The sequence below is a fragment of the Streptomyces sp. NPDC042371 genome (genome assembly GCF_056437465.1).
Genome location: NZ_JBWKAP010000002.1, coordinates 781,966 through 803,449, shown reverse-complemented (window position 1 = coordinate 803,449; position 21,484 = coordinate 781,966). Strand labels below are relative to the sequence as shown.

The window sequence follows — 21,484 nt, the reverse complement described above, 5'->3', positions numbered from 1 at the left end:
CGATCGGCGAACCGAGCGGGGTGACTGATCCGCGACCACGTGGCCTGACCGATGCGTGACGCTCTGCTTACCGATCCTTTAGCAGGCCCTAGACTCCCGTGCGTACAGATCGTCGAAAAGGGTCAGGGTCAAGGACGGTCAGGGAGTGAGGGACTGACGTGCACGTGACGAACGTCGCGGCGAGTTACTACCAGTCGTACTCCGTCGTCGGACTGCTCGCCGTCGTCGGCGTGCTGTTCGTCGCAGTGGCCTTCGGCGCGGGGCGGCTGTTGCGCCCCGTGGTGCCCACCCCGGAGAAGCTCCTGACGTACGAGTGCGGCGTCGACCCGGTCGGCGAGGGCTGGGCCCACACCCAGGTCCGCTACTACGTCTACGCGTTCCTCTACGTCATCTTCGCCGTCGACTCGATCTTCCTCTTCCCCTGGGCGACGGTCTTCGCCGCGCCCGGCTTCGGCGCGACGACGCTCGTGGAGATGTTCATCTTCCTCGGCTTCCTGGCCGTGGGCCTGCTGTACGCATACAAGAAGGGCGTCCTGACGTGGACGTGACCCCGGACCCCAACGGGCAGCCCGTGTCGCAACCCGTGCTGCTTCCCGAGCCGAAGAGGCTGGGCGCGCTCGCCCGGCTCGCTCCCGAACCGATGAAGGTGGTCCTCAACTGGGGCCGCCGCTACTCGCTCTGGGTCTTCAACTTCGGCCTCGCCTGCTGCGCCATCGAGTTCATCGCCGCGTCCATGGCGCGGCACGACTTCATCCGGCTCGGAGTCATCCCCTTCGCGCCCGGGCCGCGCCAGGCCGACCTGATGGTCGTGTCCGGCACGGTCACGGACAAGATGGCGCCCGCGGTGAAGCGCCTGTACGAGCAGATGCCCGAACCGAAGTACGTCATCTCGTTCGGCGCCTGCTCCAACTGCGGCGGCCCGTACTGGGACTCGTACTCCGTGACCAAGGGCGTCGACCAGATCATCCCGGTCGACGTGTACGTCCCCGGGTGCCCGCCCCGCCCCGAGGCGCTGCTCCAGGGCATCCTCAAGCTCCAGGAGAAGATCGCGCGGGAGTCGCTGGAGGAGCGGTACGCGACCCCGGGCCCGAACGGGACTCCGAGCCCCCACGGCACCCCGAGCCCCAGCGGAAACGGCGCCCGCCCCTCGGTGGCCGCCCTGCAGAGCGGTTTGGTGAAGGCGCCCGCGCCGGGGAAGGACCAGGCATGACCGGCTGGCTGCCGAGCCCCGTCGAGGAGCTCTTCGGCGCGGAGGCCACGGCCGAGGAGTCGTACGACGTCCTGACCGTCGACGTACCTCCGGCCCAGTGGATCGCGGCCCTCGAAACCGCCCGCACCACGCTGACCTGCACCTACTTCGACTGGCTGAGCGCGGTCGATGAACCGGGCACCGGCTTCCGCGTCGCCGCCCACGTGGTCGCCCTCTCTCCCGTACGCCGACTCCTCGTCCGTACGACGGTCGCGCACGACGCCCCCGTCCTCGCCTCCGCCGTCGACGTCTACGCGGGCGCCGCCTGGCACGAGCGCGAGACGCACGAAATGTTCGGCGTGACGTTCGAGGGCCACCCCGGCCTGACCCCGCTGCTCCTGCCCGACAGCTTCGAGGGCCACCCCCTCCGCAAGGACTTCGTGCTCGCGGCCCGGGTCGCCAAGGCCTGGCCGGGTGCCAAGGAGCCGGGGGAGTCGGAGCACGGCGGCCCCAAGCGCCGCCAGATGCTGCCGCCCGGCGTGCCCGATCCGAACGAATGGGGCCCTCTCAAGGGCCGCCTCCCCGCGGCACCGGCCCGCCCTGCCCGTGGCGCGGGCCGGGCGGCGGGTGCGGGTGCGGGGGCAGGTGCCGGTGCGGGCGCCCCGGGCCGTGCGGCGGCCGGAGAACGCCCGCCGCGCAGGACCCGCTCGGCCAGCCAGGGCTCGGCAAGCCAGAGCCAGACCCCTCCCGAGGGCCAGCCCACCCCGGCCACCGAGGGACAGCCCACCGAGGGACAGCCCGCCGAGGCGCAGCGGCCGGAGACTCCCGCCCGCCCTCCGCGGCGTTCGCGCAGCGCAAGCCAGGGCTCGGCGTCACAACAGGCGGCGCCCCCGGCACCGGAAGCCGCGGCACCTGAGGCCCCGGCCCCTGAAGCCCCGGCCCCCGCGACTCCGGCCGCGGAGTCCGCACCCGAGGCGAAGTCCGACGCTCCGTGGCACCACGCCCGCCCGGCATTCGAGGACCCGGAGAAAAATCCGCAGCCGGAGGCCACCCGCTCTCCGGCCCCCGAGCCCACCGAGCCCCCTGAAGCTGAAGACGAAAACGGCGACCGCACGACTGGAGGCACCGAGTGAACGACGCCCTCGACGTCGCCCTGCGCCTCGTCATCGTCTTCGCGGTGTTCCTGGTCCTCCCGCTCGTCATCGGTCAGACCGAGCACAAGGTGATGGCCCACATGCAGGGCCGCCTCGGCCCCATGCACGCGGGCGGCTTCCACGGCTGGGCGCAACTCGTCGCCGACGGCGTGAAGTTCGCCCAGAAGGAAGACGTCGTCCCGGCCGAGGCCGACCGCCGCGTCTTCCAGCTGGCGCCCGCCGTCGCCCTGCTGCCCTACCTCCTCGTCCTGATCGCGATCCCGATCGGCCCCGACGAGGGCGCGGTCGGCGAGGTCGTCGACGCGGGCATCTTCTTCGTGCTCGCCGTGATGGGCGTCGGCGTACTCGGCTCGCTCATGGCGGGCTGGGCCAGCGCCAACAAGTTCTCCCTCCTCGGCGGCCTCCGCACCGCCGCCCAGCTCCTCGCCTACGAACTTCCGATGCTGCTCGCCGCCGCCTCGGTCGCGATGGCCTCCGGCACGGTCTCGCTGCCCGGCATCGTCGACGCGTTCGAGTGGTGGTGGGTGCCCTGGCAGATCGTCGGCGCGCTGGTGTTCTTCATCGCGGGCCTCGCCGAACTCCAGCGCCCGCCCTTCGACATGCCGGTCGCCGACTCCGAGATCATCTTCGGCGCCTACACCGAGTACACCGGTCTGCGTTTCGCCCTCTTCCTCCTCGCCGAGTACGCCGGGATCGTCGTCCTGTGCGGACTGACCACCGTCCTCTTCCTGGGCGGCTGGCACGGCCCGTGGGGCGCAGACGGCCTCGGCTGGGTCTGGACCCTCCTGAAGACGGCCGTCCTCGCCTTCGTCGTGATCTGGCTGCGCGTCAGTTACCCCCGTCTCCGCGAGGACCAGCTCCAGAAGCTCTCCTGGACCCTCCTCGTCCCGCTCGCCCTCGCGCAGATCGCGCTCACCGGAATCGTGAAGGTGGCGATCAACTGATGCCCCCGATCCCAGGCGCAGGCCTCGCCAAGGGCCTCGCCGTCACCCTGCGCACGATGACGAAGAAGACCGTCACCGAGCAGTACCCCGAGCACCAGCCCGAACTGCCGCCCCGCACCCGCGGCGTCATCGGCCTGTTCGAGGAGAACTGCACGGTCTGCATGCTCTGCGCCCGTGAATGCCCCGACTGGTGCATCTACATCGACTCCCACAAGGAGACGGTCCCGCCCGCAGCCCCCGGCGGCCGCGAGCGCAGCCGCAACGTCCTCGACCGCTTCGCCATCGACTTCGCCCTCTGCATGTACTGCGGTATCTGCATCGAGGTCTGCCCCTTCGACGCGCTCTTCTGGTCGCCGGAGTTCGAGTACGCCGAGACCGACATCCACGAACTCACCCACGAGCGCGACAAGCTCCGCGAGTGGATGTGGACCGTCCCGGCCCCGCCGGCCCTGGACCCCGCCGCCGAGGAGCCCAAGGAACTCGCCGCCGCCCGCAAGTCCGCGGAGAAGGCGGCCGCCGAGCAGCTGGCCGCCCAGCAGTCGGCGGCTGAGCAGTCGGCTGCCGAGCAGGCCGCCGCCGCGGAGAAGCCCGAGCCGCCCCGACCGGAGGGAGACGCGTGACCTTCGCAGCAGCCTCCACGACGGCCGCGAAGGCAGCCGAGACCCAGAGCTTCCTGTCCCCGACGGGCGTCGAGATCGCCTTCCTCCTGGTCGGCCTCGTCACCCTCGGCGCGGCGGTCATCACGGTCACGACCAAGCAGCTGGTGCACGCCGCGCTGTGGCTGGTGGTCGCGCTCGGCGGGCTCGCCGTCGAGTACCTCCTCCTGACCGCCGAGTTCATCGCCTGGGTACAGGTCCTCATCTACGTCGGTTCCGTCGTCGTGCTCCTCCTCTTCGGACTGATGCTCACCAGGGCGCCCATCGGCCGCTCCCCGGAGGCCGATTCGGGCAACCGCGTGGTCGCGCTGGCGGTGGCCGTCGCCGCTGCCGCCGCCCTGGTCTGGGTCGTCGTGGACGCGTTCCGCACCACGGTGATCGACCTGGACGGCGCCGCCCAGGGCTCCACCGACGTGACCGGATCGATCCTCTTCCGGCACTGGGTGCTCCCCTTCGAGGCCCTCTCGGTCCTCCTCCTCGCCGCCCTCGTCGGCGCGATCGTCCTGTCCCGCAAGAACGCCGCCCAGGACCAAGCCGCCCAGGACCAAGCTGCCCAGGACCAGGGGGAGAACCGCTGATGCACCTCCACCTCGCCTATCCCGCCGTCCTCGCCGCCCTCCTCTTCTGCGTCGGCCTGTACGGCGTACTCGCCCGGCGCAACGCGATCCTGGTCCTGATGTCCGTCGAGCTGATGCTCAACGCCGTCAACCTCAACCTGGTCGCCTTCGACGTCTGGCTCCGCGACTCCCTCCACGCGGGACAGGCCCTGACCCTGTTCACCATCGCGATCGCCGCCGCCGAGATCGGCATCGGTCTCGCGATCGTCCTCGCCGTCTACCGCAACCGCGGCAGCTCCGCCGTCGACGACCTCCGCGACACCGCCGAGGGCCCGGGCGACGACCCCGGCGACAGCGAAGCCGCCGACGGCCCCGACGGCCCCGACGAAACCGACATCTCCGACGCAGAGGCCACACCGGCGCAGAAGGCTGAGGCCACCGCGTGACCACGACCACCCTCGCCGTCCTCGTCCCCCTCCTGCCGTTCCTGGGCGCGGCCGCGGGCCTGCTGCTCGGCCGTCGCATCCCCGGCCTTGTACGCCCCCTCGCGGTGCTGCCCACGCTGACTGCGCTGCTGCTCGCCGTCCTGGTGGCGGTCCGTCAGGGCGGTGGCACCGGCGGCGGGAAGGCCTCCGTCGACGCCGCCACCGAGCTCACCCCGACCGGCTCGGTCCCCATCGAGCTCGCCCTGCACATCGACGGCTTCGCCGCGCTCGTCGCCGTCCTGGTCGGCGTCGTCGCGTCGTGCGTGCAGATCTACTCGACGGGCTACCTCCGCGAGGACCCGCGCTACCCCTCGTACGCCGCTCTCGTCTCCCTCTTCACCTCCGCGATGCTGCTCGTCGTCTACTCCGGCGACCTGATGGTGCTCTTGGTCGGCTGGGAGATCATGGGCATCTGCTCGTACTTCCTGGTCGGCCACTACTGGGAGACCCCCGAGGCGCGCGCCGCCTCCCTGAAGGCCTTCCTCGTCACCAAGCTCGGCGACGTCCCCTTCCTGATCGGTCTTTTCGCCCTCGCCGCCGACACCGGCTCGTTCCGCATCACGACGATCCTCGCGACGGTCGCGGACGGCGGCCTGAACCACCCGACGCTCATCGCCCTGCTGCTGCTCGCGGGCGTGGCGGGCAAGTCGGCGCAGTTCCCGCTGCACACCTGGCTGCCCGACGCGATGGCAGGCCCCACACCCGTCTCCGCGCTGATCCACGCCGCGACGATGGTCGCCGCCGGTGTCTACTTCGTGGCCCGGCTCCTCCCCGTCTTCGCCGCCTCCGCGGCCGCCCTGGTCGTCCTCGCCGTGATGGCCGCCGTCACGATGGCGGGCTCGGCCCTCGCCGCGCTCGCCCAGGACGACATCAAGCGCGTCCTCGCGTACTCGACGATCGGTCAGCTCGGTTACATGACCGGCGCCCTCGCCGTCGGCGACCGCGGTGCCGCCGTCTTCCACCTCCTGTCGCACGGCGCCTTCAAGGCGCTGCTGTTCCTCGCGGCGGGCGTGATCATCCACGCCGCGGGCACCAACTCCCTCGCCGCCATGTCCCGCATGAGCGGTCTGCGCGACCGCATCCCCGACGCGTACTGGACGATGACCGTGGCGCTCCTCGCGCTCGCCGCGATCCCGCCGTTCAGCGGCTTCTTCTCCAAGGAGGCGGTGCTCGGCGCCGCCGAGCACACGGCCACGGGCCATGCCGAGTCCGTGCCCACCGCGGCGGGCTGGATCGTCCTCGTCGCCGGTCTGCTCACCGCCCTCCTCACCGCCGCCTACGCGACGCGTCTGTGGCTGCTCACCTTCCACGGCCAGGGAGCGCAGGCCCCCGACCACGGGCGGCAACCCATCGCCATGACCTCCGTGCTCTGGGTGCTCGCCGTGCCCTCCCTCGCCTTCGGTCTCGCCGTCGGCGTCCTGCCGGACTGGTTCGACGGCCACTCGCTCACCCCGACGCTCACCACCTCCGTCCTGGGCACGGGCCTCGCGCTCGTCGGCGGCCTCGTCACCTACGGCGCATGGCGGCACACCACGGCGCTCGCCGCCCGCGTCCCGTTGGGCGCGGTCGCCGCGGACCCCGACGGCGACGGGGGACAGGTGGAGGCGGAGGCCATCGCCACCCACGCGCCCGCGTACGGAGACGTCGCCTCGGCCCCGGACCCGGCCGACCCCGGCCGCCTGCTGCTCGGTCCGCTGCACCGGCACGCGGCCGTCGGCTTCCACCTCGACGCCGTCTACACGGCCCTGTTCGTACGCCCCGTCCGCGCCGCGGCGAGCCTGGTCCGCTTCCTGGACCGCGAGGTCGTCGAGACGTACGTACGCGGCGCGGGCACCGCACCCCGCTGGCTCGGCGCGGCCGTCCGCCGCGCCCAGACCGGCAATGTGCAGACCTACCTGAGCGCGCTGCTCGCAGGCACGGTCGTCCTGGCCGTCGCCGCCGTCCTCGTCGCCACCGCCGGAGCGTGAGCAGCCGTGATCGGTATCAGTGAGTCCGTGATGCAGTTTCTTCTGGCGTTGATCGTCGTCGGCCCGCTCATCGGTGCCGTGGCCGCTCTCCTGCCCGCCCCGCCCGGGCTGAAGGGGAAGTCGCCCGACCAGGCCGTGCTGCGCCACGGTGTGGTCGTGACCGGCGTGATCCTGCTCGCCGCGATCGTCCTCGCGCTCGGCTTCGACCACGACCAGCCGTCGAAGATGCAGGCCACGACCGATATCAGCTGGATCCCCGCACTCGACGTGCGCATCCATCTCGGCATCGACGGCATCTCGCTCCCCCTTCTGGTCCTGACCGCGCTGCTGACCTTCCTCTGCGCGCTCTACTCCTACTTCAAAATGCCCGCGGGCCCGTCCCCCAAGGCATTCGTCGCGCTGATCCTCATGCTCGAGTCCGGCACCCTCGCGACCTTCGCCGTCCTCGATCTGCTGCTGTTCTTCCTGGCGTTCGAGATGGTTCTCATCCCGATGTACTTCCTCATCGCCCGCTGGGGCGGTGAGCAACGCACGCAAGCCGCCTGGAAGTTCATCCTCTACACCCTGCTCGGATCCGTCGTCATGCTGCTGGGCCTGCTCCTCATCGGGCTCAAGTCCGGCACATTCGACATGGTGGCACTCGCCACTGACAACGGCCGGGGACTGACCACATCCGTGCAGGTCATCGCGGTTCTGGCGATCGGTGTCGGGCTCGCGGTCAAGACGCCGATGTGGCCGCTGCACAGCTGGCTGCCCGACGCCCACACCGCCGCGCCCACCGTCGGATCGGTCCTGCTGGCCGGCGTCATGCTGAAGATGGGTACGTACGGGTTCGTCCGGATCGTCCTGCCCATCGCGCCGGACGGAATGCGGGAGTTCGCGCCGTACCTCGCCGCCTTCGCGGTCGTCGGCATCATCTACGGATCCCTGGCCTGCCTCGCGCTCGCCAAGCAGGGCGCGAAGGGCGATCTCAAGCGCCTCATCGCGTACTCGTCCGTCGGTCACATGGGCTTCGTCCTGCTCGGCATCTCGACGATGAGCCCCACCGGCGTGAACGGCGCCCTGTTCGCCAACATCGCCCACGGCCTCATCACCGGCCTGCTCTTCTTCCTCGTCGGCGCCCTCAAGGACCGCACCGGCACGACCGACCTCGACACCCTCGCGCAGGAATCCGGCGCCGCGCTCTACGGCAAGGCGCCCCGCCTCGGCGGACTCCTCGCGTTCGGAGCCGTCGCCTCGCTCGGCCTGCCGGGGCTCGCCGGATTCTGGGGCGAAATGCTCGCGCTGTTCGGCGCGTTCGAGCCCGCCGCCGACCTGAGCCGCCCCGCCTTCCTCACCTTCATGGCCATCGCCGCGTTCGGCACCCTGCTCACCGCCGCGTACATGCTCATCGTCGTACGCCGCGTCTGCATGGGCCCGATGCCGAAGACCACGACCGACGAACCCGCGCCCAAGGCGCTCGCCGACGTCCACGGCTACGAGTTCGCCGCCTGGACCCCGCTCGTCGCCCTCACCGTCCTCGCCGGACTCTGGCCCGCGGCTCTCCTCGGCCTGACCGACCCGGCCGTGCAGAAGCTCCTCACTGGAGGCAAGTCGTGACCGTGGCCGCCGCAAGCGCCGAGAGCGCCACAAGCCTGGTCCAGTCCGTCGACTGGCTCGCGATCGCGCCGCCGACCATCGCGGCGGTCGTCGGCCTCGTCGTGCTCGTCGCCGACCTCTTCGTGAAGGACGGCAAGAAGGCGCTCCTCGGCTGGATCTCCGTGGCGGGCCTGGTCGCCGCCGCGCTCGCCCTGCTGCCGCTCCTGAACGACGACCGCTCGACGTTCTGCCTGACCGGCGGCGGCACGCACGCGTGCAGCTACAGCGCGGACCGCTTCACCCTCGTCATCCAACTCCTCGTCCTCGGTGGCGCCCTGCTCGCCGCCCTGCTCTCCATGAGCACCCTCAAGGACTCCGGCGACGAACTGCCCGCAGGTGAGTACTGGTTCCTGCTGCTCTCGTCCGCGGCGGGCGCCGCCCTGCTGCCCGCATCGCGCGACCTCGCGACGCTGATCGTCGCCCTCGAAGTCGCGTCCCTCCCGGCGTTCGCCCTCGTCGGCCTCAAGAGGGGCGACAAACGCTCCTCCGAAGCGGCCCTGAAGTTCTTCCTCTCCTCGGTCACCGCGACCGCGGTGACCCTCATGGGCGTCAGCTTCGTGTACGCGGCCACGGGCACCCTGCACCTCACGGAGATCGCCACCGAGCTCCAGAACGTCGACGGACAACTGCACACCCTGGCCCAGACGGGCGTCGCCCTCACCCTCGTCGGCTTCGCCTTCAAGGTGGCGGCCGTGCCCTTCCACTTCTGGGTACCCGACACCTACGTAGGCGCGCCGCTGCCCGTCGCCGCCTACCTCTCCGTCGTCGGAAAGGCCGTCGGCTTCACCGGCCTCATCCTCGTCACCGTCGTCGCCTTCCCGTCGTACGCGGACGTCTGGGGTCCGGCGCTCGCCGTCCTGGCCGCGCTCACCATGACCGCGGGCAACGTCGCGGCCCTGCGCCAGCAGGCCACGCGCGCGTACAGCGCGGTGCGCCTGCTCGCCTGGTCATCGGTCGGCCAGGCGGGCTACCTCCTCGTCCCGATCGCCGCCGCCGGATACGCCGACGATACCGCCGGTGCCGAGAAGGCCATCGGCTCCACCGTGGCCTACGCCCTGATGTACGCGGCCGTGAACCTCGGCGCCTTCGCCGTGGCGGCCCTCGTGGGCCGTACGAGGCGCCTGAACCGCGTCAGCGACTACCGCGGGCTGTACGCGCGCAGCCCCCTGGCCGCCCTCGTCCTCGGCTTCTTCCTGCTCTGCCTGGCCGGTCTGCCGCCCGGCATCATCGGCCTCTTCGCGAAGGTCACGGTCTTCTCGGCCGCCGTCGACGCAGGTCTCGGCTGGCTCGCCGTGGTGATGGCCGTGAACGTGGTGATCGCGCTCTTCTACTACCTCCAGTGGACCGCGCTCCTGTTCCGCGCCCCCGAGGGCGAACCGGTCAAGCACCGCGTCCCGGCACCGCTCACCGCGGCCATCGCGCTGACGGCGGTCCTCGGGATCGCCCTCTCCGGAGCGCCCCAGCTGATCCTGAGGTTCTCGGACACCGGTCTGTTCTGAGACCGGCCCCGGGGCCGGGCCCCACAAGGTGCGCGCGTCCGTCACCCGCGCGGCCTACATCGCTCCTGCGTGCACAAGGGAACTAGTGCTCCCCGCCTGGCGTTGACCAGTACGGGAGGGTCCACTGAACAGTGGAAGCACCAGTCAGCAGAGGGTTCCCCCACGCACCACCAGGAGGGCGTACCGTGCACCGCCGGCACAACGGATTGAAGACCGCCGTACTCCTCGGGGGACTGTCCGCGCTCATCCTTGTCATCGGCAGTTTCTTCGGGCGTACGGGCCTGATCATCGCGCTCTTCGTGGCGCTGGGCACCAATGCGTACGCGTACTGGAACAGCGACAAGCTCGCCCTGCGCGCCATGCGTGCCCGCCCGGTGAGCGAATTCGAGGCCCCCGAGCTCTACCGCATGGTCCGCGAGCTCTCCACCCAGGCCCGCCAGCCCATGCCCCGTCTGTACATCTCGCCCACCGAGGCGCCGAACGCGTTCGCGACGGGCCGCAACCCCCGCAACGCGGCGGTGTGCTGCACCGACGGCATCCTGCGCCTCCTCGACGAGCGCGAGCTGCGCGGAGTCATCGGCCACGAGCTGAGCCACGTCTACAACCGCGACATCCTGATCTCCTCGGTCGCGGGCGCCCTGGCCTCCGTGATCATGTTCCTGGTGAACTTCGCCTGGCTGATCCCCGTCGGCCGCTCGAACGACAACGACGGCCCCGGCATCTTCGGAATGCTCCTGATCATGCTGCTCGGCCCGCTGGCGGCCTCCATCATCCAGCTCGCGATCAGCCGCTCCAGGGAGTACGAGGCCGACGCGTCCGGCGCCCAGCTCACCGGCGACCCCCTCGCCCTGGCGAGCGCTCTGCGTAAACTCGACGCAGGGACGAAGCAGTTGCCGCTGCCGCCCGAGCCCCGCCTGGAGACAGCGAGCCACATGATGATCGCGAACCCCTTCCGTCCGGGGCAGGGCATGTCCAAGATGTTCTCCACGCACCCGCCGATGGCGGAGCGGATCGCCCGACTCGAGCAGATGGCAGGTCGTCAGCAGTGAAGACAATTCTCAACGTCATATGGCTGGTCCTCTGCGGCTTCTGGATGTTCCTGGGCTATCTGTTGGCGGGCGCACTGCTCTGCATCACGATCATCGGCATCCCGTTCGGCCTTGCCAGCTTCCGCATCGGCCGCTATGCCCTGTGGCCCTTCGGCTACACGACGGTCGAGCGCCGTGACGCGGGCGCGCCCTCCTGTGTGGGCAACGTGCTGTGGCTGGTCCTCGCGGGCTGGTGGCTCGCTCTCGGCCACATCGTCACGGGCTTCCTGCTCTGCATCACGGTCATCGGCATCCCCCTGGGCATCGCCAACTTCAAGCTGATCCCCGTCTCCCTGCTGCCGCTCGGCCGCGAGATCGTCCGTACCGACCAGCCGTTCGCCGCGCGCTACTGAAGCAGGGCGCACTCCGGTGCAGCAGCCCAAGTACGGCTTGCCCAAGTACGCCCTCGTCGCGTACGACCCCGAGGCCGCTCCGTACGACGAGATCTGGGCACTCTGCGCGGACGCGCACCACTTGTTCGCCGATCAACTGCCGGACCGGCCGGGCGTCTCCGAAGAGGGTGACCCCCCGTCGGACGCGCTGACGGAGCCCCCCGTGCGGCTGCTCGGCTGCTCCCCGCGCGGCGCCCTGAAGGACGCGCTGGAGTCCGGCAGGGGCGACCTCGGCCACGGCAGGGTCCTGCGCCTCGGCAGTCTGGGGCGGCCCCTGCAGCACGCCGTGGAGGGCGAGATCGTCGCCTGGATCCCCTCCGCGCGCGGACCGGGCCTGGTCGACCTCGCCCTTGACCCGTGGACCGTACGACCCCCGAGCGCCGCTGAGAAGGTCTGGGACGCCTGGTGGCCCGGCCGCCCCACGGAGCCCAACCTCTGGGCGCGCGACGGCACGGGCGCCGACGGCCGGTCCCACTGGCTGTCCGTCGCCCGCGCGTACGGGGGGCAGCCCGGTCCGGCACCCGCCCCCGGCGCCACGTACCACCTCGACGGCCGCCACATCACCGACGAACCTGCCTTCTACTGCGCGCTCGGCGAGGCGCTGAACGGCCCCGGAGGGTACGCCGGACGCAGCCCGGACACGCTCAGGGACTACCTCCACGGAGAGGCGGACGCACTGCCGCTCCGCAAAAAGGCGGATGCACCGCCGCCCCGCACCCTCGTCTGGCACGCCGCACACACCGCCCGCACCTGCCTCGGCGTCACACCCCGCACGGACATCCGCCCGCCGTCCTTCGAGGAACTCCTGTCCCTGCTGAGGCAGATGGGCGTAGAGGTGGTCCTGGCCTGAGGAACCGCAACAGCCGACCGGGACACGCCCCGGCCGATTGTCAGTGCCGTGGTCCACCATGAACTCATGACCGACAGCGAGCAGTTGCTGGCCCGTGTCGCCGCCCAGGCGCGCGCCACCCGCCCCTGGGGCTGGGACTCCCTGCCCGCCCCCGTGGACGCGGCCACGCTGGCCCGGGCGGAGGCATCCCTGGGCTTCACCCTGCCGCCGCTGCTCGCCGCGTTGTACACCGGCATAGGAGACGGCGGATTCGGTCCGGAGTACGGATTGTTGTCGCTGCTCGAAGGCAAGTCCTCCGGAGGAGAGCCGGCCGTCGTCGAGAAGTGCCTCGCGCTGCGCGAATCCGACTGGGGCTGGCCCGAAGGCGTGGTGCCGATATCGCACTGGGGCTGCGCGATGTACGCGTGCGTGGACTGCCGCAGCGACGACGCCCAGGTCCTGCTCTTCGAGCCCAACGGCGGTGACCCGCGGCACGCCTGGTTCGTCGACGCCCCGAGCCTCACGGCCTGGCTCACGGCGTGGCTCGACGGCACGGGATGGTACGAGGAGGACAGCGACGGCACGGACCTGCTGCCGTGGCAGGACGCCCGCAAGCGCACGTGAGACGCCCCCTCCGCCCCCGGGATCACGGCCCACGGCGCTGTGTCATATGCCGCACCTAACGGATCACCGCAACCGAGCCTCTCCGTAGACACGTCCTACAGGACAACAGCGCACACAAGCTCTCCGCGCGGGAAAGGCCGGGTCATCACATGGGCATCATCAGCTGGGTCCTTCTGGGACTACTGGCCGGAGCCGTCGCCAAACTGCTGCTGCCCGGCCGCGACCCGGGCGGATTCATCGGCACGACCGTCATCGGTATCGCAGGCGCCTTCATCGGTGGCTGGATCTCCGCCCGCTACCTGGACCGCCCGATCGTCAACGACTTCTACGACGGCGCCACCTGGGTGGCGGCCATCGGCGGCTCACTGGTCCTGCTCGTCGCCTACCGCATCCTCTTCGGCCACTCACGGCGCTGAGACGCCGTCCCACGGTCTGCGGCCAGCAGCAAGGGCGGGCGCCCCATCCGGGGTGCCCGCCCTCCGTAGTCCGTACGACAGTGAACCGTCCGGCGAACCGACTACCGTCTAGCGGTAGTTCACGAACTGCACCGCGAAGTCGAAGTCCTGGCCCTTGAGCAGCGCCTGCACGGCCTGCAGGTCGTCGCGGCTCTTCGAGCTGACCCGCAGCTCGTCACCCTGGACCTGCGCCTTGACGCCCTTGGGGCCCTCGTCGCGGATGATCTTGGCGACCTTCTTCGCGTTCTCCTGGGAGATGCCCTCTTCGATCGAGGCGAAGATCTTGTACTCCTTGCCGGACAGCTGCGGCTCACCCGCGTCCAGCGACTTCAGCGAGATGCCGCGCTTGATCAGCTTGGACTGGAAGATGTCGAGGATCGCCTTGACCCGCTCCTCGCCGTTCGCCTCCATCAGGATCTTCTCGCCGGACCAGGCGATGGAGGCGCCCGTGCCCTTGAAGTCGTAACGCTGCGAGATCTCCTTGGCGGCCTGGTTGAGGGCGTTGTCGACCTCCTGCCGCTCGACCTTCGAGACGATGTCGAAACTGGAGTCGGCCATGTCCTGTGGCTCCTTGTATCGGGGGCTGCGTACTCAGCGGATATGCGGCCGACCGACGCCGACCGCGTCCGCAAAGCCTAGCCACCGCCCCCGTATGGGGTGCCGCTCAATCGGGTGGCGAAGCACCCCTGTGCATCAGGTATCGTTTACGTCGTTGCCACGGAGCGCCGCGAAAGCGGAGTGAGGCAGCAAACCCGGCGGTGTGCCCGAGCGGCCAAAGGGAGCAGACTGTAAATCTGCCGGCTCAGCCTTCCCAGGTTCGAATCCTGGCGCCGCCACATGAAGGTAAACCCCCTCCGATCTGCGGAAACGTAGATCGGAGGGGGTTTCTTCGTTGGTGTCCTGGCCCACTGCCGCCAGTGTCTCGCAGTGTCCCGGGCGGGCCGACGCTCGCCGTTCAGGCGTCGTCGTCCAGCTTCTCCACCACGCGGACGGAGATCTCGGCCAGGGTTCGGAGCTCTGCCGCGGTGAGGTGTTCCAGGAAGAGGGAGCGGACGGCCTGCACGTGCAGGGGAGCCGCCGCCGCGATGGCCTCGCGTCCCGCTTCCGTGATCACCGCGAAGGCGCCCCGGCCGTCCTCGTGGCACTCCTCCCGCACCACCAGCCCCCGCTTGATCATGCGCGCGATGTGGTGGGACATCCGGCTCTTCTCCCACTCCAGCGCCCGCGCGAGGTCCTGATACCGCTGACGGCCCTCCGGCACGTCCGTCAGGTTGACCAGGACCGCGTAATCCGCGGACGCCAGACCGGATTCCGTCTGCAGCAGATGTGACAGGCGGCCGATCAGCCGCTCATGCAGCCGGACGAAACTCCTCCACGCGTGCTGCTCCTCCGCCGTCAGCCAGTTCACACCGTCAGTCGCACCGTCAGTCACGAGGCCGAGTGTAGTGAACTGGTCGATGCGTCATCTACCTACTGGGTCCTCTGCTGGGTCCTCTACTGGGCCCTCTGCTGGATGGGCGTAGGGCGGGGCGCAGGGGGCGGTACTCCGATACGTCGCCGGGGCCGCCCCACCGCCCCCACCCCCAACCCCGTCGCCTCTACGCCCCGGCCGTCTCAGCGACCGGGGTGTTCAGGAGCTGCTGCTCCCAGATCGTCGCGATCCCGGTGGCGCCCGTGTGTTCCAGGGCCGCCAGCTGGTCCTCCGGCGTGATGCGGTCCGTCCGGGCCCAGTCGCGCTGCCACTCACCCATCACGGCCAGCCAGGTGATCGGGGTGACCCCGGCCTGGATCATGCGCTGCACCGCCATGTCGTGGGCCTCGGCCGACACGCCCCCGGAGGCGTCGGTGACGGCGTAGACGTCGAAGCCCTCGCCCGCCGCCTGGATGGCGGGCATGGCCACGCAGATCTCCGTCCACAGGCCCGCGATGATCAGCTTCTTGCGGCCGGTGGCCTTCACGGCGTCCACCACGACCTGGTCCTGCCAGGTGTTGATGAAGGTCCTGTTGATCGGCTTCTGGTCCGGAAAGACGTCCTGCAGTTGCTGGATCAGCAGGCCCCCGCGCTCTTCCACGACCGTGGTCAGGATCGTCGGGACGCCGTAGCCCTTGGCCGCCTTGGCCAGGCCCACGACGTTGTTGGTGACCATCATCGGCTCGTGGCTGTGCAGGTTGGCGAACTGGTACGGCTGGTGATCTATCAGCACCAGGACGCTCTCCTCGGGGGTCAGCAGGGCTTCGAGGCCGGTCTTCGGCGACGTGCTCATAGAGGTCAATCTCCTTAAGGAGGGGGGCGGGCGCGCAGAACCTATTTGGCATTTGGGTGACGCGTCACCTTTCTATATGACACGTCAACTATCCGTCCAGGGCTGGCTGTTCAGGGGCAAGGCAGGGCAGAGCAGAGCAGGGGCAGGCCAGGGGCAGTGAGCTGTCGTCGGTCGGGCAGCGACCGTCGCCGCGTCAAACCGGGCCCAGACGTCCTCGTACGACCGCCGTGGACTCCGGAAGCAGGTGGGAGCCGACGAGGACCGCCTCTTCGGGGACGCGGAGCGTGAGCAGGCTGCGGACCCTCTCCAGGGTGCTGAGGTCGATGTGCGGGTGGAGCGTCTCGATGGTCAGTTCGCACAGCTTGGGGAAGAGGCCCAGCCAGTCCCACGTGGCTCCCATGTCGGCCTCGACCCACAGATGGGTGAGGCGCTGCCCCGGGCACGTCGCGACGAACTCGTCCATGGTGATCTCCCCCGTGATCTTGATGCGGGAGCGTCCTCCGTAGCTGCGCAGCGCGCGCAGCTCAGGCAGGTTCGACACGGGGAAGTAGAGGCCGTCCTCGGCGAGGTGCGCGACCACTTCCTGGCCGTACAGATCCGTCTCGTATCCGCCCCACGCGCGGGCGAGTTCATTGCGGACCCGCAGGTCCGGATGGTTGCGGTACTTGGCGAGCACCTCGATCGCGGCGTCCGTCGCGATCGGCGTGGCCGTCAGCACGGTGAAGTACGCCTCGTCGGCCACCGCGCGGTAGGCCGCCTCCTGTGCCACGGCCTTCGCCTTCTGCGCGTGCGTGGCGAACGGGTCCGGGGCGTTCGGGCGCGGCGGCAGCTCGCGCGGGCCGGGCAGCAACTCCAGTACGACGGGTCCGATCGCCGCCAGCGCACGCGCCTGGTCCGGCGAGCGCGGGGGGATGAGGGCGGCCGCCCGCTCCTGCACCTCCGCCCGCACCGAAGGGGCGAGCTCGGTCGCGTGCTCCAGGCAGGCGGCCGCGAGGAGGTGGAGACGGTCCTTGTCCTGGTGCGAGGTGTCCTCGCGCCTGATCAGGCCGGTGAGCAGGTACGTGCGTTCGGTGGGGCGCGCGTGGGCCACCGCCATCCTGATGACGTCCTCCCACTGGTCCAGGTGCGCATTGGCGATCAGGAAGTCGAAGTCGAGCCCTTCGACGGCCGCTTTCGCCCCGAGATAGTCCTGGAAGGTGCGGTGGACGAAGTCCATGGAGTCGGCGCTCGGCTCCCGGAGCAGGCCACTACGGACGAGCAGATGCCTGTAGACCGTCTCCGGAGAGCCCTGTTCGGCGACCTTGGGCATGGCGGGCAGGGCCTGGCCCAGGAGCTCCACCGCGTCGGTGCGGGTCATCTCGGAGCGGCCGTTGCGGATCATCCAGTAGGCCAGTTTCTGGATCAGCTGGATGTGCTCGGCCTCGCTGACGTGGATGGGGCCCGTCTTGTAGACACCGCGTTCGCGGTCACGCCTGAAGAGCAGCATCGACAGGGCCGCGTCGTAGATCTCCTTGCGGCCCTCCGGGAGGTAGCCGCGGCGGTCCTGGTGCAGTGCGCAGATCAGCCCGCACATCAGCGGGTTGATGGCCAGTCGGCTCAGGTCCTGCTGGGCCCGTACGACACGGAGCAGCTCGCTGGCGTACTGGTCGCTGATGCCCGCCGCCTTGTGCCACCGCTGGATGAACTCGGCGATGTCGTCGCGCTTCATGGGGGCGAGGTCCAGCTCGGCGAAGTCGTCGTCGTTCAGCCAGCGTTCCCGCACGGCCGACGGCCGCGAGGTGACGAGCCAGCGGTTGTCGGGGTAGGCGCTGAGCAGTTCCCGGAGCCAGCGGCGGGCGTCGTTGCGGTCGTCCTCGGGGATCTCGTCGATCCCGTCGATGAGGATGAGCCCGCGGCCCGCCTGCAGCACCCTGTCGATCCACCCGTGCGGCTGGCTGCCCGCGATCGGACAGTCCACGGCCGCCAGGAACCCGTCCGGCGCCGGGAGCGGCGCACCGCTGCGCGTCAGGGTGCGCAGGGGGAGTACGAACGGCACGAGTCCGTAGAGGTGGAGCAGCTGTTCGTCGAAGGACTTCTTCGCCGTGGACACGGCCAGCCACTGGATGAGGGTCGTCTTGCCGGAACCGGCAAGTCCGCGGAGGAGTACGCGGTTGCGGTTCGCGAGGACGTGATCGGCCGGGACCACGGAGGGGGCGGCGCTCAACACGTCGGCGGCCGCGTTCAGCCGGAGGTAGGCCACGTCGAGCCGCCAGCTCTCCGGCGCGCCCGACAGGTCGAGGCCGAAGATGCTCAGCTTGCCGTGCTTGGTCGCGATGTAGTGCGCGTACCGCTCTTCGAAGGGGCTGTCCGCCGGGGACGGCGACCGGGTGATCAGGGAGTCGATCTTCCGGGTCAACTCCTCGATCCCGCGGCTCTGTTCGAGCAGGGTGCGGGGAACGAAGGTGGACCGCTGGGTGAAGAAGTTCAGGATGTGCAGACAGGCGGTGTCCAGGACACCGGCGTGCAGCGTGACCGCGTCGTGGGACAGGCCGAGCGTCGCCGTCCTGTTCTGCGCGCGCAGGTGCTGGGAGAGCGCGAGATGGCCGAGGCGCACGGCCTGCACATCGTCCATCTCGAGTGTCCCGAGGGACCGCAGCGAGTCGGTGACGGCGTGGATGACGGCCTGCTTCTCGAAGGACGGAAGCAGCTCCTCCACGCCGGTCGAGTGCGCGGCACGCTTGACGAGCTCTTCCGCGATCTTGCGCAGGTCCTTGTCGGAGAGCGTGCGCTTCTCGCCCCGGAAGGAGACGAGACGGGACACGCGGATGGGCTTGTCGACGAGGTCCGCCCCGGCGCCCTCGGGCAGGAACAGCTTCTTGATCAGCGGCCCCACGACGCTCGACGCGAGTCGGGCTCCGATCACGGCGGGTTCCATCTGCCCTCCGGGGCATCCATGCGGCGTGACCTGCCAGCCGTCCTGGGGCCAGGATAGGGCCGCGCCCGCAATGGGGATGCTCAACTGTGTTATTCCGTGCGGAAGTTGGGGCGTGCGCCGATGACCTGCGGAAACCGCGGGGATTCAGCCCGGAATTATTTTCGTACGTGCATCCGGGGCGTTCCGCAGGGGTGGCGATCGCCGGGCGCCCCGGATGGGCACACTGATCACATGTCGTCCCGTCGCAGAAACTGCCCGGAGTGCCGCCGCGAGATCGCCGTCGTCGGCGGCCGCTTCGCCCGTCACGACCCGCCCGGTCCGCGCGGCACCGGTGAGCTGATCTCCTGCCCCGGCTCCCGCAGCCAGGCCCACCTGGGCGCCGCACAACCGGCTCTGGACGGTTACGTGGTCCCGGACTGCCCCGGACAGCTCCCGCTGTTCTGAGGGGTTCTCAGAGGCCCTCAGGGGCTCTCAGGCGCCGTCCTGAGCCCCCTCGGCCCCCTCGGCGGTCCGTCCGACCTCAGTTGCCCGCAACCGACTTGACCGCGACCGACACCGGCACGGACCCGCTGACCAGCTCAAGCGTCAGCCCGGCCGTCGCGGGTGTCTCCAGGAGCTCCGCCAGCACCGCGGCCACGTCGTCCCGCGGGATCGGCCCGCGCCCGGTCGACGCCTCCAGGCGTACGAGACCGGTGCCCGCGTCGTCCGTGAGCATCCCGGGACGCAGGATCGTCCAGTCCAGGGCGGCACGCGCGCGTACGGACGCGTCGGCCTCGCCCTTGGCCCGCAGATAGGCGTCGAAGATCTCGTCGCCCTGGTGCACGGGATCGGCGCCCATCGACGACACGACGATGTACCGCCGCACTCCGGCCCGCTCCGCCGCGTCCGCGAAGAGGACGGCCGCGCCCCGGTCCACGGTGTTCTTGCGGCCGACGTCGCTGCCGGGCCCCGCGCCCGCCGCGAAGACGGCCGCGTCGGCGCCGCGCAGATGCCCGGCGACCTCGTCGACGGATGCCGACTCCAGGTCGCACAGCACCGGTTCGGCACCGGCCTCGCGCAGATCGGACTCCTGCCCGGCGTTGCGGATCAGACCGGCGACTTCGTCACCGCGCGCGGCGAGCAGACGCTCCAGCCGCAGCGCGATCTGACCATGACCTCCAGCGATGACAATGCGCATACTCCCGACCGTACGACAGGGCGGACGCGAGCGCTCAACACGCGCGTGGAGACCCGCTGATCCGCCGCCCGCAAACACCCGCCGAGCCGCTGTGCAGAAGCACCACCGCGCAACCGCACACCCTCACGCCGACGGCTCGTCACCCGTCGGCCGCGCGGGCCCCGTCCCCGTAGACCGCCCCTGCCGCGGCAGGTCCAACGCCACCGCCGCGGCGGAATCGCAGTACTCACGCACCGCACTGGTCCGCGCCACGACCCGGCCGCGGTGCACCACGATCCGGCTGTACGCGAGTGACAGCGCACCCGAAAGACGCTCGCCGCGCACGGCGAGCAACTCGGCGGGGAAACCCGCCTCCACCCGCACCTCCGACAGCCCCATGGCCGCCCGCGCGGCCCCGCTCACCGCGCCGTAGGCGTCCTCGGGCCGCAGTCTGCACCGCGAGGCCAGCAGATACGCGGCCTCCAGCGGATCCCCGCGCCCCACCGGGTTCGACAGGTCCCGCATGGCCCCGCTGCCCGCGGCGACCCGCACCCCCGCCGACCGCAGCAACCGCACGGGAGCCACCCCGTGCCGCTCCGCGCTCCCGCAGCCGCCCTGCGGCAGACAGACCACCGTCACCGCGGCCGCCGCGAGTTGCTCGGCGGCGCGTGAGGCCACGTCGGAGGGCAGCCGTCCGAGCCCGGCACACGGACCGATCGTCACCCCGGCCCGCAGGCCGCCCGCCATCGCGGCGAGCCGTCCGAGGCGCGCCGGTTCGTCACCGTCCGTGTGCAGGTCGACGGGGCAGCCGTGCTCCGCGGCGATCTCCAGGACCGCCTCCGCGTACCCCGCGGGGTCGGGGTCGAGATCAGGGCAACCGCCCACTACGGAGGCGCCCATTTTCACCGCGTCCCTCAGCATCGCTAGCCCGTCCGCGCCCGCGACGCCGGTCAGCAGCCGCGGCACGGCGACGGCCGTCAGATCGACCAGTCCCCGGAGCGAGCGCCGCGCCTGCAGCACCGCCTCCATCGGGCCGAGCCCCTGGACGTCCCCGATCCGCACGTGCGACCGCAGCGCCGTGGCGCCGTGCCCGAGCTGCAGCAGCGCCGCTTCGGTGGCCCGGCGCTGGACGTCCGGCGCGTCGTACGAGACCGGGCCCGCCGTGTCCGCCGACAGTGCCGTGTCGCCGTGCCCGTGCGGCTCAGCGGCCGCGGGCAGCAGGAGGTAGCCGCCGAGGTCCACGCGCGCGGCGTGGGCGCTCAGGCTGCCTGCCGTGCCGACCGCCTCGATGCGTCCGTTGCCGAGCCGGACGTCCACGGTCCGGCCGTCGGTGAGCCGGGCGCCGCAGAGCAGCAGGGCCCCGGTGTCCGCGGCGGGGCCGGAGCCGGAGGGCCCGGAGGCGCCGGAGGAGTGGGGCTGCTGCGGCTGGCTGTCGGGCATCGCGCGCTCCTGGGGCTCGGGGGCGGCTGCAGTCGTCGAGGCGTCAAGATCACGCAGCGCGCGTCGAGCCTAGGACGGTGAAAGGCCCGCTTCGAGGAGGAGCGGAATAGTCGTACCGGTGTGGTGCGAGTGCACGGATGGGGTGCTCACAGACGCCTGAGGCGGGCTGCCCGATGCCCTTGGACAGCCCCGGCGAAACGGATTTGGGCGATCGGCGACCAACCGTGTAATGT

Annotated in this window: 22 protein-coding genes and 1 tRNA gene; 17 read left to right on the top strand and 6 right to left on the bottom strand. The window is 70.7% G+C overall.

Translation table 11 applies throughout. The features are described 5' to 3' along the window. Positions 1 to 158 precede the first annotated feature (158 nt). From AC068B_RS09495 to AC068B_RS09425, 15 genes are all read left to right on the top strand, one after another. On the top strand, positions 159 to 548 hold the full coding sequence (locus tag AC068B_RS09495; RefSeq protein WP_468555876.1) for an NADH-quinone oxidoreductase subunit A: 390 nt from the start codon (positions 159 to 161) through the stop codon (positions 546 to 548). Continuing rightward, the gene (locus AC068B_RS09490) at positions 539 to 1,210 is read left to right on the top strand and encodes an NADH-quinone oxidoreductase subunit B (protein ID WP_478670162.1); all 672 of its coding nucleotides are present in this window, start codon (positions 539 to 541) and stop codon (positions 1,208 to 1,210) included. The genes AC068B_RS09495 and AC068B_RS09490 overlap by 10 nt, the downstream gene beginning before the upstream one ends. After that, positions 1,207 to 2,322 (top strand): NADH-quinone oxidoreductase subunit C, encoded by a 1,116-nt coding sequence (locus AC068B_RS09485; RefSeq protein ID WP_478670160.1) that lies wholly within the window; start codon positions 1,207 to 1,209, stop codon positions 2,320 to 2,322. The genes AC068B_RS09490 and AC068B_RS09485 overlap by 4 nt, the downstream gene beginning before the upstream one ends. Then, positions 2,319 to 3,287 (top strand): complex I subunit 1/NuoH family protein, encoded by a 969-nt coding sequence (locus tag AC068B_RS09480; protein WP_468555882.1) that lies wholly within the window; start codon positions 2,319 to 2,321, stop codon positions 3,285 to 3,287. The genes AC068B_RS09485 and AC068B_RS09480 overlap by 4 nt, the downstream gene beginning before the upstream one ends. Then, positions 3,287 to 3,907 carry a NuoI/complex I 23 kDa subunit family protein gene (locus AC068B_RS09475; protein ID WP_478670158.1) on the top strand — a complete coding sequence of 207 codons (621 nt, stop codon included), beginning with the start codon at positions 3,287 to 3,289 and terminating at the stop codon, positions 3,905 to 3,907. Before AC068B_RS09480 ends, AC068B_RS09475 begins: the two co-directional genes overlap by 1 nt. Next, complete coding sequence (locus AC068B_RS09470) at positions 3,904 to 4,521, top strand: NADH-quinone oxidoreductase subunit J family protein (RefSeq protein WP_478670155.1); 618 nt, start codon at positions 3,904 to 3,906, stop codon at positions 4,519 to 4,521. The genes AC068B_RS09475 and AC068B_RS09470 overlap by 4 nt, the downstream gene beginning before the upstream one ends. Beyond that, the gene (nuoK, locus tag AC068B_RS09465; RefSeq protein ID WP_478670152.1) at positions 4,521 to 4,946 is read left to right on the top strand and encodes an NADH-quinone oxidoreductase subunit NuoK; all 426 of its coding nucleotides are present in this window, start codon (positions 4,521 to 4,523) and stop codon (positions 4,944 to 4,946) included. Before AC068B_RS09470 ends, nuoK begins: the two co-directional genes overlap by 1 nt. Beyond that, the gene (locus AC068B_RS09460; protein WP_478670150.1) at positions 4,943 to 6,952 is read left to right on the top strand and encodes an NADH-quinone oxidoreductase subunit 5 family protein; all 2,010 of its coding nucleotides are present in this window, start codon (positions 4,943 to 4,945) and stop codon (positions 6,950 to 6,952) included. The genes nuoK and AC068B_RS09460 overlap by 4 nt, the downstream gene beginning before the upstream one ends. A gap of 6 nt (positions 6,953 to 6,958) precedes the next feature. Beyond that, the gene (locus AC068B_RS09455) at positions 6,959 to 8,551 is read left to right on the top strand and encodes an NADH-quinone oxidoreductase subunit M (RefSeq protein WP_356251773.1); all 1,593 of its coding nucleotides are present in this window, start codon (positions 6,959 to 6,961) and stop codon (positions 8,549 to 8,551) included. A gap of 2 nt (positions 8,552 to 8,553) precedes the next feature. Next, on the top strand, positions 8,554 to 10,089 hold the full coding sequence (locus AC068B_RS09450; RefSeq protein ID WP_478670316.1) for an NADH-quinone oxidoreductase subunit N: 1,536 nt from the start codon (positions 8,554 to 8,556) through the stop codon (positions 10,087 to 10,089). A 185-nt stretch (positions 10,090 to 10,274) separates the two neighbouring features. Continuing rightward, positions 10,275 to 11,138: a zinc metalloprotease HtpX gene (gene htpX / locus AC068B_RS09445; RefSeq protein ID WP_468555894.1), complete on the top strand. Its 864-nt coding sequence runs from the start codon at positions 10,275 to 10,277 to the stop codon at positions 11,136 to 11,138. Next, positions 11,135 to 11,530, top strand: a complete 396-nt coding sequence (locus AC068B_RS09440; protein ID WP_478670147.1) for a YccF domain-containing protein — start codon at positions 11,135 to 11,137, stop codon at positions 11,528 to 11,530. Before htpX ends, AC068B_RS09440 begins: the two co-directional genes overlap by 4 nt. Positions 11,531 to 11,546: 16 nt before the next feature. Beyond that, complete coding sequence (locus AC068B_RS09435) at positions 11,547 to 12,419, top strand: barstar family protein (protein ID WP_478670144.1); 873 nt, start codon at positions 11,547 to 11,549, stop codon at positions 12,417 to 12,419. Positions 12,420 to 12,485: 66 nt separating this feature from the next. Next, entirely contained in the window at positions 12,486 to 13,022 is a 537-nt protein-coding gene (locus AC068B_RS09430) for an SMI1/KNR4 family protein (protein WP_478670141.1), read from the top strand. A 149-nt stretch (positions 13,023 to 13,171) separates the two neighbouring features. Then, entirely contained in the window at positions 13,172 to 13,438 is a 267-nt protein-coding gene (locus AC068B_RS09425; RefSeq protein WP_356251758.1) for a GlsB/YeaQ/YmgE family stress response membrane protein, read from the top strand. Between the two features lie 108 nt (positions 13,439 to 13,546). Here the strand turns inward: AC068B_RS09425 and AC068B_RS09420 are convergent, their stop codons facing one another. Beyond that, complete coding sequence (locus tag AC068B_RS09420; RefSeq protein WP_055564526.1) at positions 13,547 to 14,035, bottom strand: YajQ family cyclic di-GMP-binding protein; 489 nt, start codon at positions 14,033 to 14,035, stop codon at positions 13,547 to 13,549. A 196-nt stretch (positions 14,036 to 14,231) separates the two neighbouring features. Between AC068B_RS09420 and AC068B_RS09415 the strand changes: the two genes are divergently transcribed. Continuing rightward, positions 14,232 to 14,313, top strand: a tRNA-Tyr gene (locus AC068B_RS09415). A 119-nt stretch (positions 14,314 to 14,432) separates the two neighbouring features. Here the strand turns inward: AC068B_RS09415 and AC068B_RS09410 are convergent. From AC068B_RS09410 to AC068B_RS09400, 3 genes are all read right to left on the bottom strand, one after another. Then, complete coding sequence (locus tag AC068B_RS09410) at positions 14,433 to 14,909, bottom strand: MarR family winged helix-turn-helix transcriptional regulator (protein WP_478670138.1); 477 nt, start codon at positions 14,907 to 14,909, stop codon at positions 14,433 to 14,435. A gap of 166 nt (positions 14,910 to 15,075) precedes the next feature. Continuing rightward, positions 15,076 to 15,741: a hydrolase gene (locus tag AC068B_RS09405; RefSeq protein WP_478670135.1), complete on the bottom strand. Its 666-nt coding sequence runs from the start codon at positions 15,739 to 15,741 to the stop codon at positions 15,076 to 15,078. A 193-nt stretch (positions 15,742 to 15,934) separates the two neighbouring features. Next, entirely contained in the window at positions 15,935 to 18,643 is a 2,709-nt protein-coding gene (locus AC068B_RS09400) for an NACHT domain-containing protein (protein ID WP_478670132.1), read from the bottom strand. Between the two features lie 243 nt (positions 18,644 to 18,886). Between AC068B_RS09400 and AC068B_RS09395 the strand changes: the two genes are divergently transcribed. Continuing rightward, entirely contained in the window at positions 18,887 to 19,099 is a 213-nt protein-coding gene (locus AC068B_RS09395) for a hypothetical protein (protein WP_356251718.1), read from the top strand. A 76-nt stretch (positions 19,100 to 19,175) separates the two neighbouring features. Here AC068B_RS09395 and AC068B_RS09390 read toward each other — a convergent pair whose 3' ends face one another. Both AC068B_RS09390 and AC068B_RS09385 read right to left on the bottom strand, forming a co-directional pair. Continuing rightward, the gene (locus AC068B_RS09390) at positions 19,176 to 19,832 is read right to left on the bottom strand and encodes an SDR family oxidoreductase (RefSeq protein WP_478670129.1); all 657 of its coding nucleotides are present in this window, start codon (positions 19,830 to 19,832) and stop codon (positions 19,176 to 19,178) included. A 123-nt stretch (positions 19,833 to 19,955) separates the two neighbouring features. Beyond that, positions 19,956 to 21,251, bottom strand: a complete 1,296-nt coding sequence (locus AC068B_RS09385; protein WP_478670127.1) for an amidohydrolase family protein — start codon at positions 21,249 to 21,251, stop codon at positions 19,956 to 19,958. Positions 21,252 to 21,484: the final 233 nt, after the last annotated feature.

Coding starts and splice junctions, on each gene's coding strand:
- AC068B_RS09485 (WP_478670160.1), top strand. CDS start 1,207: ATGACCGGCTGGCTGCCGAGCCCCGTCGAGGAGCTCTTCGGCGCGGAG.
- AC068B_RS09475 (WP_478670158.1), top strand. CDS start 3,287: ATGCCCCCGATCCCAGGCGCAGGCCTCGCCAAGGGCCTCGCCGTCACC.
- nuoK (WP_478670152.1), top strand. CDS start 4,521: ATGCACCTCCACCTCGCCTATCCCGCCGTCCTCGCCGCCCTCCTCTTC.
- AC068B_RS09430 (WP_478670141.1), top strand. CDS start 12,486: ATGACCGACAGCGAGCAGTTGCTGGCCCGTGTCGCCGCCCAGGCGCGC.
- AC068B_RS09425 (WP_356251758.1), top strand. CDS start 13,172: ATGGGCATCATCAGCTGGGTCCTTCTGGGACTACTGGCCGGAGCCGTC.
- AC068B_RS09420 (WP_055564526.1), bottom strand. CDS start 14,035: ATGGCCGACTCCAGTTTCGACATCGTCTCGAAGGTCGAGCGGCAGGAG.
- AC068B_RS09405 (WP_478670135.1), bottom strand. CDS start 15,741: ATGAGCACGTCGCCGAAGACCGGCCTCGAAGCCCTGCTGACCCCCGAG.
- AC068B_RS09395 (WP_356251718.1), top strand. CDS start 18,887: ATGTCGTCCCGTCGCAGAAACTGCCCGGAGTGCCGCCGCGAGATCGCC.
- AC068B_RS09390 (WP_478670129.1), bottom strand. CDS start 19,832: ATGCGCATTGTCATCGCTGGAGGTCATGGTCAGATCGCGCTGCGGCTG.
- AC068B_RS09385 (WP_478670127.1), bottom strand. CDS start 21,251: ATGCCCGACAGCCAGCCGCAGCAGCCCCACTCCTCCGGCGCCTCCGGG.